Annotated in this window: 8 protein-coding genes; 1 reads left to right on the plus strand and 7 read right to left on the minus strand. The window is 52.4% G+C overall.

All coding sequences use genetic code 11. The features are described 5' to 3' along the window. Positions 1-2: 2 nt before the first annotated feature. Entirely contained in the window at positions 3-782 is a 780-nt protein-coding gene (locus A3849_RS07395) for a TatD family hydrolase (RefSeq protein ID WP_083613392.1), read from the plus strand. Positions 783-831: 49 nt separating this feature from the next. Here the strand turns inward: A3849_RS07395 and A3849_RS07400 are convergent, their stop codons facing one another. The 7 genes from A3849_RS07400 to A3849_RS07430 all read right to left on the minus strand — a co-directional run bounded on the left by A3849_RS07400 (position 832) and on the right by A3849_RS07430 (position 12,065). Beyond that, the gene (locus tag A3849_RS07400) at positions 832-1,410 is read right to left on the minus strand and encodes a histidine phosphatase family protein (protein WP_074110828.1); all 579 of its coding nucleotides are present in this window, start codon (positions 1,408-1,410) and stop codon (positions 832-834) included. A 22-nt stretch (positions 1,411-1,432) separates the two neighbouring features. Then, a complete protein-coding gene (locus A3849_RS07405; protein ID WP_074110829.1) occupies positions 1,433-2,710 on the minus strand; it encodes an MFS transporter in 1,278 nt (425 codons plus the stop codon). 83 nt (positions 2,711-2,793) lie between these two features. Then, positions 2,794-3,948, minus strand: a complete 1,155-nt coding sequence (locus A3849_RS07410) for a winged helix-turn-helix domain-containing protein (RefSeq protein ID WP_074110830.1) — start codon at positions 3,946-3,948, stop codon at positions 2,794-2,796. A gap of 45 nt (positions 3,949-3,993) precedes the next feature. Further along, positions 3,994-4,680, minus strand: coding sequence for a YjgB family protein (locus A3849_RS07415; RefSeq protein ID WP_074110831.1), 687 nt, complete (start codon positions 4,678-4,680; stop codon positions 3,994-3,996). A 215-nt stretch (positions 4,681-4,895) separates the two neighbouring features. Continuing rightward, a complete protein-coding gene (locus tag A3849_RS07420) occupies positions 4,896-10,763 on the minus strand; it encodes a chitobiase/beta-hexosaminidase C-terminal domain-containing protein (protein WP_074110832.1) in 5,868 nt (1,955 codons plus the stop codon). 234 nt (positions 10,764-10,997) lie between these two features. Further along, positions 10,998-11,564 carry an RDD family protein gene (locus A3849_RS07425; RefSeq protein ID WP_074110833.1) on the minus strand — a complete coding sequence of 189 codons (567 nt, stop codon included), beginning with the start codon at positions 11,562-11,564 and terminating at the stop codon, positions 10,998-11,000. Between the two features lie 15 nt (positions 11,565-11,579). Further along, on the minus strand, positions 11,580-12,065 hold the full coding sequence (locus A3849_RS07430; protein WP_074110834.1) for a hypothetical protein: 486 nt from the start codon (positions 12,063-12,065) through the stop codon (positions 11,580-11,582). Between the last annotated feature and the right edge of the window lie 26 nt (positions 12,066-12,091).

Below are 12,091 nucleotides of genomic sequence, written 5' to 3' on the forward strand. Positions count from 1 at the left end.
CAATGATTGATGCCCATATTCACCTTGAGCAATATACAGATTCAGAACTGGAATCCATGCTGCATGGGCTTCCGGAGCATGACCTCCACTCGCTGGTTGCCGTCTCAATGAATCTGGACTCCTGCATCCGCACACAGGAAATCGCTGCACGGTATCCGGGCCGGGTAAAACCGGCCTACGGTTTCCATCCCGAGCAGCCTGTTCCGGCAGAAGAAGAGCTAGAAGCGTTAATAAAGTGGATTAGTCAGCATGCGAAAGATATGGTGGCTATAGGCGAGATCGGGCTTCCCTACTATTCAAGAGCCGAAGCGCTGGAGCGCGGTGAAGCTTTCGAAACGGGGCCCTACGTGCAGCTTCTGGATAAGCTGCTTGCTCTGGCTGCCCGGCTGGATAAGCCGGTGATCCTGCATGCCGTCTATGAGGATGCCGTGACCGCTTGCGATCTGCTGGAGAAGCATAACATCACCAGAGCTCATTTCCATTGGTTCAAAGGTCCGGAAGAAGCGGTGCTCCGTATGATTGAACGCGGCTACCACATCTCCTTCACACCGGATATTGTATATGAGCCGGAGATTCAAGCACTCGCACGGCGCTATCCGCCTGGGCTGGTCATGGCTGAGACGGATGGTCCTTGGCCGTTCGAAGGCCCTTTTGCCGGACATCCTACCCATCCGGCAATGGTTCATGACGTTGCAGCAGCCTGGGCAACGCTGCATGGATATTCCGCCGATCAGGCGAAGGCGATGCTGACCGCCAATACGGCACGCTTTTATCAGCTGTAGCGCTGCTAATATTCGTTGAACTGCTTCACAAATTCAGGGGATCTGCACTTCAGTCGTTAAGCGGCAGTCTCTCCACATGAGTCAGCAGTCCGTCCATAATTTCCATACGGTAAATATCCGGCTTGGTGGTCTGCATCAAAAAATCCAACCCATATTCTTCGGCAAACTCATTCATCATCAGCGTCATTACCATTCCGTGAGTACCGATAACAATCCGCTCGTCCGGGTGATTCCGTATAATCGCCTTCAGCGCCTTCACGGCCCGGTCTTTACAGACCCGATTGGACTCTCCGCCGCCCTCCAATACAAATTCCGGCTCCGCGAACATCCGCTCCAGATATGGATATAGTTCCGGGTCCTGCAGCGTACGGTCGTCATCCGTCCAGCCTTTTTCTTTTAAATCCTCAATCCTATGAACTTCTTGGCCCAGTACCTTAGCCAGTCCGGCAATCGTATCCACTGCTCTGACATAAGGACTGCTGTATAGCGTATGTATGCCTTCGTTCAGCAACCGTTCCGTTACTCTTCGCGCATCCTTCTCACCCTGAGGGGATAATACGCGCGATCTTTCATCGCCCGAGGTTTTGAGCGAATCTCCATGCCGGACCATATAAATGTAAGTTGTCATTGGACCCTCCTGTAAATGAAGATTAAGAACGATGCTCCACTGCTATCTGTCCCCGCTCCGGCTTGACCTCAGGCCAAAGTAACCGTCCAAAGAGGATACCTGCGAGTCCTAGCAGCACTTGAACGAGGCCAAAATTCAAGAAGATCCGGCCAGGCCCGGCCATTTGGACCAGAAGCCCTCCCAGCAGAGGGGCCGCAATCATCACCACACCGAGGATGGTGCTCTGAATGCCGAAGATACGGCCGGTCATGTGGGGTGGGGTTTCTTTTTGCAGACAGTAATTGAAGGTCACGAAAAAGGTTCCATTTCCAATCCCCAGTACGAAGCCGAACAACAACACCCAAAGCGCAGAAGCGCCCGGCTGAAGTAGTCCGAGACCCCCAACCGATCCGCCGATCAGCACATAACCCATTCCCAGTCTCAGGCCATAACGGGTTCCCGGTTTCAACTTACCCAGAAGCAGAATGACAGCTACGGCACCTACGCCGGAGGCGGCCACCATCCAGCCCAGCAGGGATTCATTCACCGGTGAGATCACCCGGAACAGGCTGGTGAACTGGAAATCAATGATCTGAATCGCCAGAGCTCCGGCAAGTCCAAATAACATCGTATGCAGCAGCAGGCGGCTGCGCAGCATAAAGCTCCAGCCCTCTTTCCACATCATCCTCATGGGGATTTCCCCCTCTTGCGTCGGTACAGCCGGAAGTTCAACTTCTGTATGGATGTTTTTGACCGAGAGCAGCAGCAAATAGGAGCCTACCCGAAATATCGCATTCAGCAAAATACACCAATGCGGACTGAGCAGCGTAAGCGCAACACCGCCAAGCAGGGGACCGGCAATTTTGGAGCCCTGGTTCACAATACCGTTCAGCGAGGTGGCTTGAAGCAGCTGATCCTCTCTGACAATACTGCGGGTCATGGACTGCTGAGCCGGAACATTCAGCGTGGAAATCGAAGATCGCAGCACCAGCAGCGGCAGCAGCCACACCATACCGGGTGCGAACAACACCAGTACGGTCAGGATCGCGGTAAGCAGATCGCAGATGCGCATCAGCTTCAGCTTGTTCAGGCGGTCGGCAGCGACCCCGGCCACAGAGCCGAGCAGAACGCTTGGCAGCGCCATGGCTACCGGAATCAGTGCCAGCATTAGGGGACTTGCGTGCCACCGGTAGCCGACGAGGACCTGAATCGCCAGTGCATCGAACCAGTCACCAAAGGTTGCTGTGGCAAAGGCACTGTACACGCGCATGTATACTTTGTTGTGCAGCAGGCTGTTTCCCTGCTTCATGGAAGTTTCCATCTGTCATTCCTCCAGGTTACATTTAGAATCATGGAACAGGATCATCCATGATCTAACTGTAACGGGGAATTGTCAGAGAATAATCAGAGGGATTTGAGCAATTGCTGCATCAGGTGCTCCAAAGGCTTCTCCATCCGGTTTAACCCGGATTGCTCCAGCTCCAGCGCGAACAAGTCCTCATATTTACGCTGCAGCTTTTTAGAGGGCGGGAACATGCGGCAGAAATGGACAATCCGGTATAACGCGTAGAGCCTCAGCGGAACGAATTCTGACATCTCCAGTACCTGCAAGCCCTCATCCAGCAGATTCTCCGACTCCTGCCAATGTTCCAGCTGCAAGCTCCAAAGTCCCTTTACCACTCTATAGCTACCAATCTCCCGTAGAAAAGGCTTCTCCTGAAGGACAGCTCCAATCGCTTCGTCCATCCGGTTAAGCTCGTCATCCCCGGTTCCCGCCACAAGATGCACAAACAGCTCTGTAATCATGGTCACGGGAATGAAATTTTCATAACCAAGCTCAGCAATGACCTGATATGAACGTTCCAAACGCTCCACGGCCCGCTCCGGTTGTCCCGCAAGAGTGAACAAGTCCAGAATCGTGAGAATTTCCAGCTCCAGCTGATATTCAGGGTACAGCAGCTGCCGTTCAATGATCTGCTCGCAATACGCTAGTCTCTCCTTAGGCTCACCAGAGAAAAAGTGGTACAGCAGCAAATAAAACAGCCGGTTCTTGAGCGGAACCTCTTCCGTGTGCAGCAGCCAATCCAAATCTCCCTGTACAAAGTGAATGACCATCGAATATTCCGGGTCCAGCTCAAACCCAAGAATGTCCTGCTGCCGCGCCAATGTCAGCATAGATTTGCCTTGGCCGTATACATGAAACTTGGAGAATACACCGTGCATAGTTTCGCGCAGCTCTACATCATTCGTTGTAGGGTTGATGATTACGCCGGCTGGAGATCCCGGGAGGGTCAGACTGTACCCGAAGCCCCGGACAGTGCGGATGCCCAGGCCTCTCAGGACGGCCAGCTTTTTGCGCAGCCGGTAGATATGGTCATCCACGGTCCGTTCTACCGGGTACTCCAATGGCCATACATGATCCAGCAGCTGCTCCCGACTGAACGTACGCCCACGGTTGCGGTATAAAAATTGCAGAAGAGCGAATTCCTTGGGCAGCAGCGTGACCGTAACCCCGCCTGCTGTGACGGTGTATTCGCTCCCGTCTAATTCAAGTTGCATAGCCGAACCTCTTTTCCAAGGATAAGTCCATGGAGGTATTATAGCTTATCCGGCCATATTGTTAATCGAATCCTGTTCAGAAAATACAGAAATATGATCCACCGTGCTGGAAGCGTCCGGAATGATGAACTTGAGATCGTATCTCTTGCCTGCCTGGTAAATATAGATTGTATCACTGCCATTGACCGTGGTGCGGTCCGGTGTGCCAAGCACCGATTCAATCTGCTTCAGGGTCAGCTTCTGCAGATTGGCAGCACTGGAACGGACGTCAAAGATCTTGCTGCCCTTATTGAAGCCGAAGACTACATGCTTCTTACTGTACGTTGCATAGATGCCTTTACCCGCCGACTCTTTGGTGTCCGGCTGACCCCAGGCCGCTTCTACCTCATCCATCAAGCCGGTGTGTGCAGCATATTCCACACCTGGTACTTTACCTTGCTGTGCCAGCTGTAAAAGCTCTTCAAGCAGCTTGCTGCTATCCTCTGGTGAAGAGGCCGATTCGCTGCCTCCGCCTGCAGCGTTTGGCGAAGCGGCGGACGGTACTTCCGACGGTTCTACGGAAGGCGCAGGCGAACTGCTTGCCTCCGGTTGTGAAATTGCCGTAGCTTCCGCTGTAGGTGCAGCTTCCGGGGTAGCATTAGCTGCGTCATTATTGGAAGAGCTGCAGGCGGAAAGCCCCAATATACCAGCAAGTATTAGGATTCCGGCTGTTGCTCTGAATGAAGTATTCATGCAGTGTCATCTCCTTGGGTTGTCTATTCTTTCTGAGATCAATCTGTTCATTCAGACGGGTGACAATCCGTAAAGGTTGCAGCAGTGGACATGGCCGGATAATCCAGTGGAAATAGCTTCGCCGTCCTTGATTTATAGCGAGAAACATATATTCACGAAAAAAAAGCGCCCCCCCGGCTGCTGTAGGCAGCCCGGGAGGCGCAAGTTGACTTTATCTAGATCAAATTGGACTTCTGCAGCAATCTTTGGATCATAGCAGCAACCTCGGCTCTTGTAACATATGCCTGAGGAGACAACTGGGTGGCACTGCGTCCGGAGACGATACCTGCCTGAATACTATCCGCAGCACTGTTCACTGCCCACTGCGAGACAATGCCGGCATCCTTGAACGGGCTTAACAGCTTAGTTGCGGCTTGAGCCGGAAGCTTGTCTTTCAATGCGGTGATCTTCATCGCCTTAGCTATGATAGTCATCGCCTGCTCCCGGTTGATCTTGTCTGCCGGACGGAAGCTGCCGTCTTCGAAGCCAGTGATCAGATTGTATGCATAGGCGGTTTGAACCGCGCTGTTGTACCAAGCCCCTGCCTTTATATCCGTAAATGGAACTGTGCTGTTCTCCAGCTTCAGTCCAAGTCCACGTACGATGATTGCAGCGAATTCAGCGCGTGTGATATCCGCATCGGGAGTAAATATCCCCTCTCCTGTACCGTCAATGATCTTCCGTGAGCCCATGTTATTGACGATATCTTTAGCCCAGTGTCCGGCCATATCCTTGAATTCTAGCGGATTCCAAATAATGGAGTAGGTGCTGTTAGTTAAGCTGTTCACCTTGGCAAAATATTTTTGGTCAATTGTAGTCACCTTAGTAGGTACGTGTCTCACCGATCCATCCGGCTCAACCACGATGGCAGTTGTAATCTTCTTCGGATCCACACCCTCTGGAAGAGCCATCTCCCGTTCTACGTAGGCGTTAAATTTGGAGATTTCAATGGTTTTCCCGTCATACTCTGCCCGCACCACAAAATTGAGCGGAGGTGCAACTAACGTGAATCCACCTTGAACAGCCGAATTCCCCACTATTCTTAATGTATCTGCTGCAGGAGTAGCAATTTCAATTTTGATTTTAATATCGTCAAGAGCAACTGTGGTTCCGAGCTGACTTGAGATCGAATCAATATTGATTTGCCGTGCAGGCAGGGTATAGGTTGCCGCTCCACTCTTCAACTCTAATACTGCCTGCTTATTCTCCATGTTCTTAATCATTTGACCATTCAACTCGCCAATAACAATATCCGATTTCTGGCTTACCGGAATTGTAATTACAGCACCCTGCCCTTCCACCGCGAGTTTCTCTTCCAGCTTGACCTGATCAATGGCTACGGTCACCGCCGTCTGTCCATTTACCGTGGCAGTGGATACTGCTCCGGCGCTCTCCACCTTGCCATTTACAAGAATGTCAAAACCGGTGGGAGCTGGTGTCGTTGTTGGTGTTGGTGTTGGTGTTGGTACTGCAGGAGAAGGGTCTCCCCCTCCGCTGGATGGAGCAATTGGCGTTACGGCATTCGATAAGGCTGAGGCCGTGCTGCTGCCTGCGCTATTGACCGCTTTTACCGTAAAAGTATAAGTCGTTCCATTAGTGAGTCCTGTGACTGTAATGGGACTTGCAGTTCCATTAGCTACAATATTCCCCGGCGAGGAGGTAATCTCATACCCTGTAATCGGGCTGCCTCCGTTTGTCTCAGGAGCCGTGAAGGAAATGACCGCTTGACCATTACCGGAAACCGCTGTTACCTTGTCCGGAGCTCCCGGAACGGTCTTTGGAGTGGCGCTCCGTTCGTTGGAGGCTGCACTGTCTCCTTCCGCATTGGTTGCTTTGACCACAAAATAATAGGTCGTTCCATTTAATAGATTCACCGCATTATAGCTGTAGACTGAACCGCTGACGGTACCGACCTCACTGCCATATGCCGAATCAGCCAGTCTCCGGAAAATCTTGTACCCTGTTGCACCCTCTACCGGCGTCCAGATCAATTGGACCTGAGCATTGCCGAAAACTGCGGATTGCAGTAAAGGTACACCGGGAACAGGCACCGTTGTATCGGTTACTGTAATTTCTAAATTCTGAACTGCGCCTGCGCTAAATCTGAAGGTTAAGTTCGTTGTTCCTGTAGCCATAGCAGCAAGGTATTCCTTGGCAATCGTTACCGTAGTGCCGGATAGTCTGTAATCCGTTCCCAAAGTAAGATTGGCTATCCCGTTGGAGATTCCGGTGAACGTATTGCCATTCAGAGTCAGTTCAACGGCCAGATCGGCCTGTTGGGTCTGTTTTTTGTCAAAAGCGGCACTGACCGGACTAATCATGCTATTCGGTGCTGCCGAAATCGTATACGCTTCGCTCATGACCGTACTGTCTGTCATCCCCGCTTTCACGGCGATGGCCTTAATCGTCACCGCACCCGTCACCGGGATTGCGCCGCTATATACCGCGCTGCCGCTCGTCGGCGTGCTGCCGTCCAGCGTGTAGTGGATCGCCGCTCCACTCGTTGTGGTGCTCAGCGCCACTGTCGTTCCTGACGCTACTGCGCCTCCCGCCGGACTGGCGGATGGTGCAGCCGCTTGTGCCATAATCGTGTACGCTTCGCTCATGACCGTACTGTCCGTCATCCCCGCCTTCACGGCGATGGCCTTAATCGTCACCGCACCCGTCACCGGGATCGCGCCGCTATATACCGCGCTGCCGCTCGTCGGCGTGCTGCCGTCCAGCGTGTAGTGGATCGCTGCTCCACTTGTAGTTGTGCTCAGCGCCACTGTCGTTCCTGACGCTACTGCGCCTCCCGCCGGACTGGCGGATGGTGCAGCCGCTTGCCCCATGATCGTATACGCTTCGCTCATGACCGCACTGTCCGTCATCCCCGATTTCACGGCGATGGCCTTAATCGTCACCGCGCCCGTCACCGGGATCGTGCCGCTATATACCGCGCTGCCGCTCGTCGGCGTGCTGCCGTCCAGCGTGTAGTGGATTGCCGCTCCACTCGTTGTGGTGCTCAGCGCCACTGTCGTTCCTGACGCTACTGCCCCTCCCGCCGGATTGGCGGATGGTGCAACCGCTTGTGCCATAATCGTATACGCTTCGCTCATGACCGTACTGTCTGTCATCCCCGCTTTCACGGCGATGGCCTTAATCGTCACCGCACCCGTCACCGGGATTGCGCCGCTATATACCGCGCTGGCACTGGTTGGCGTACTGCCGTCCAGTGTATAGTGGATCGCCGCACCGCTGGTCGTGGTACTCAGCGCCACTGTCGTCCCTGACGCTACTGCGCCTCCCGCCGGATTGGCGGATGGTGCAGCCGCTTGCGCCATGATCGTATACGCTTCGCTCATGACCGTACTGTCCGTCATCCCCGCCTTCACGGCGATGGCCTTAATCGTCACCGCACCCGTCACCGGGATCGCGCCGCTATATACCGCGCTGGCACTGGTTGGCGTACTGCCGTCCAGCGTGTAGTGGATCGCTGCTCCGCTGGTGGCGGTGCTCAGCGCCACTGTCGTTCCTGACGCTACTGCGCCTCCCGCCGGATTGGCGGATGGTGCAGCCGCTTGCGCCATGATCGTATACGCTTCGCTCATGACCGTACTGTCCGTCATCCCCGATTTCACGGCGATGGCCTTAATCGTCACCGCGCCCGTCACCGGGATCGCGCCGCTATATACCGCGCTGCCGCTCGTCGGCGTGCTGCCGTCCAGCGTGTAGTGGATCGCCGCTCCACTCGTTGTGGTGCTCAGCGCCACTGTCGTTCCTGACACTACTGCCCCTCCCGCCGGATTCGCGGATGGTGCAGCCGCTTGCGCCATGATCGTATACGCTTCGCTCATGACCGTACTGTCCGTCATCCCCGATTTCACGGCGATGGCCTTAATCGTCACCGCACCCGTCACCGGGATCGCGCCGCTATATACCGCGCTGGCACTGGTCGGCGTGCTGCCGTCCAGTGTGTAGTGGATCGCCGCACCGCTGGTTGTGGTGCTCAGCGCCACTGTCGTTCCTGACGCTACTGCGCCTCCGACTGGGCTTGCTGTCGGAGCACCTACCTGCGCCATAGTTCCCGTTGTCGTCATAACCAACTGTGAGTTCCCGGAGAGAACCACTCTTCCATTCGCCTCCATCAGCGAATAGATTGCATTCGGATCAATGGAAGACAAGTCCACACCGGCATCCTGCCAGGTCGAACCGTGATCATCCGTGAAATATACCACCGGAACATTGTTACTGCCATAAGCCAGCATGTAGAGGTTGTTGCCCTTTTGCCCCATCATTGCTGAGGTTGAGTAAAAGGTGGACAAACCCGTCATTGTTGGTGAGCTCCATGAGGTGAGATCATCACTGGTACGTGAGAACACCTCATACGTGCTAGAGTTATAACCAGTCAGAACATATTTGCTTCCGTCATACAGAACATTACTCAGGACATCCGTCTGGTTAGGATAAGCTCCTGAACGATTCGTCCAAGTCTCCCCATCCGCTGAAGTCCAAATGCTGGATGCATCTATATTACCTTGGTTATCATAGCCGTACCCTAGAGCAATAAATTGATTATTCGTGTATGCAATGGAATACACCGCATCTATCGATTGCGCAGGCAGGGTAGGCTCATGCCAGGTGATACCGTCCGCCGACGTTTTTATTTTGGGAGCTCCCGCACTTGAACCGACCGCAACGAATTTCCCATTTCCAAAAGCAATGTCCGTTATAGCTGTCGAATCATTCAAGCTGCTTTGCAGCGTCCAGGCAGATCCGTCCGTCGAGGTAGCCAGCGTAGTGCTTGTCTGATTGGCCTCGCCAATCGCCACATAGGTGTTATTACCGTATGCCGCCGCCGAGAATCCGGCCACTCTTGAGGACAGTGTTACCTGGTTCCAGTTCGCAAGGTCAGCCGAGTTCCAGATCGCCCCGTCGCCGCCCATTCTCCCAACAGCAATATACTGTGATCCGCTGCCATGAACAATCTCAGTAAAAGCGCCTCCCCATTTATAGCGCCAATCCACCCCATCTGAGGAAACCATCATTCCTTCATTGCCCAAGCGAAAATATTTCCCGTTCAGAAAACGCGGGTTCTGCGTAACAAAATAATTTTTGAACGGCTGCATGGTCCATGTGGTTCCGTTCGCCGATGTGTACACTGCTCCATAGTTTGGAGATTCATAACCGAACAAGTAGACCTTCGTACCATCATAAAACCCGTTAAACATCTGATTATTGTATTGTGAGGCATTCTGCTTAAAAGGAAGTCCCATCAGCGTATACGTGGAGAGATCCGTAGAGGTCCAGAGATAAGCACTAGGATCTGAAATATAGTAACGGCCGTTCATCCAGGACAGCATGTTGGTACCGGTGGATGGTCCTGCCGCGGTAGAGGGCTGCGTCCAGGTCCAGGTGGAGCCATTAATCGTAGAGTAGATTTTTCCGTTTGATGCCCCTATAGCCAATTTGGTGCCGCTATTCCCTACAGTCACTCTGGTTACGTATGCCGTGGGGTCAAGCCCTGTAGGAACGAGAGCGGTCCAACTGATCCCGTCTGTTGAGGTCAGCAGCTTCCCTTGTGTTGTAGCGTAGAAAGCACTGTTCCCATTAAAAGTGAGAAATTCAACACCCGAAATGCCAAATGTGACATTGGAGGTGCGCTGGGTCCAGTTGTTGCCGTCCGGCGAGGTCAGAATAACCCCTTCACTTCCCGTAACAACAAATAAACCGTTTCCATAAGCTGCCCCGTTAAAAGTAAAAGAATCGGGAGCCGCCACTCCTGCATAGTTAATGTCAGCTTTGGTTTTCACATTCACCCAGGTTTCCGCATCAGCCGATTTGATAATGGCCCCGTAGTAGCCGACTGCGATATACACATTGTTGCCGTAGGCTATACCAGTCATTGCATTTGAGGGCAAGTTCGTATAGCTGGAGGTTGTGAAACTGTCCGGCGCCGGACCCGCAGCATACAGATGTACCGGGCGTAAGCAGAAGAACACTGCCATTCCAAGCAAAAACACACCAAATAGTGAATAACTCGACCTTTTGGTCCTTATTTTCATAATCGCTGCCTCCAATAATTTATTAGTTCTAAGATGAATGGGCATATAAGCATTATGGGTTCCATAATTCGACAGCAGGTGGTACAAATCCTCTAATTTTTATATTAAAAAATGATAATAACGAATATTTATTTTATTTTTTGAATTCTTCCGCAACACTAGCTGCAATTGGATTAAACAGTAAAGGGATAGAACTCAGCAGCGAACTGCCGGTTCTATCCCTTTTGGAACATATCAACTTATCTTGTCTGGCTTAAGACTATCCATCGCCGACTTATCAACCACGTACGTTCCCGCCATCAGATCATGTATGGCCCGGTTATTCTTGATGAATGCGACGCATAGGCAGTCCACTATAATCACAAAGCCAAAAAATGCATTCAAACCAATCACAAGCGGAAGCCATTCCCCGGCATGAGTGGAAATCGACAGGGTTTTGTACGCACTCAAGCTTGCAATGACCGCCAAAAATGAGTTCAGAATATAGAAGCTATCCCGGATCAATGCCTGCTTCACCGAGGGCAGCTGTCCGTCCGCATTTATAATTCTGACCTTCAGGAGCAGCTTTCCGGGCGTCCCGCCATATTTGACCACCATATAAATATTAAATGCGCACAGCAGCGCAAACTGGATAAACAATGGTATCCCCGAATGATAATGTTCTGTCGCCCAGACGAAGAACTTATTCACAACATAGGCCGGAAGAAGAAGCACCAGAACATCTACAATACTGATCAGCACTCTTTTCCCAAATCCTGTGAAGTCCCCTGGAACCAGCTCTTCTTCCACCCTTCGATCCATCTTGTACCTCCAGAGTTAAGACCTGTACGCAGCCAAAATATCTTTTCCTACCTGCTTCGCTTCTTCCAGTGTACTTGCCGGACCTGAAATATTCCCCTCACCGCTCTTAAGGTTATAGCGCTTATCGAGATCAGTCAGCGTAGTCCAGAACCGGTCCAGCTTCTTCGCTGCAGAAATCACCCCGGTTGTACGTGTCTGGTGATCAGTACCCCATGCCGTCATAACCCCCAGATAATAACCTCCGTTATCCTTCAGCTTTATCTTATAGGTCAGGTCCCGGTCTACAGTCAGTGTTCCGTTCAATGTACTTTTGGAGAACAGGAGGACGCCCCGGACAACCTGTCCTTTGAAGTGGATGGTCGTGCTTTTGATCATGCCGGCCTCATTCGAATAAATAACACTTCCGTATTCCCGCTCCACCTGCTGCGGCCTCATCCAAAGATAGAGCAGCGCAAGTATAATTAGCGTCAGCCCCATTCTTAACCATACTTTTTTATTCATTGTTTCCCCTTGTTTGCTTTTCTGGT

It is taken from the genome of Paenibacillus sp. P46E (genome assembly GCF_001909095.1).
Classification (GTDB): domain Bacteria; phylum Bacillota; class Bacilli; order Paenibacillales; family Paenibacillaceae; genus Paenibacillus_AQ; species Paenibacillus_AQ helianthi.

Coding starts and splice junctions, on each gene's coding strand:
- A3849_RS07420 (WP_074110832.1), bottom strand. CDS start 10,763: ATGAAAATAAGGACCAAAAGGTCGAGTTATTCACTATTTGGTGTGTTT.
- A3849_RS07400 (WP_074110828.1), bottom strand. CDS start 1,410: ATGACAACTTACATTTATATGGTCCGGCATGGAGATTCGCTCAAAACC.
- A3849_RS07415 (WP_074110831.1), bottom strand. CDS start 4,680: ATGAATACTTCATTCAGAGCAACAGCCGGAATCCTAATACTTGCTGGT.
- A3849_RS07395 (WP_083613392.1), top strand. CDS start 3: ATGATTGATGCCCATATTCACCTTGAGCAATATACAGATTCAGAACTG.
- A3849_RS07430 (WP_074110834.1), bottom strand. CDS start 12,065: ATGAATAAAAAAGTATGGTTAAGAATGGGGCTGACGCTAATTATACTT.
- A3849_RS07425 (WP_074110833.1), bottom strand. CDS start 11,564: ATGGATCGAAGGGTGGAAGAAGAGCTGGTTCCAGGGGACTTCACAGGA.
- A3849_RS07410 (WP_074110830.1), bottom strand. CDS start 3,948: ATGCAACTTGAATTAGACGGGAGCGAATACACCGTCACAGCAGGCGGG.
- A3849_RS07405 (WP_074110829.1), bottom strand. CDS start 2,710: ATGGAAACTTCCATGAAGCAGGGAAACAGCCTGCTGCACAACAAAGTA.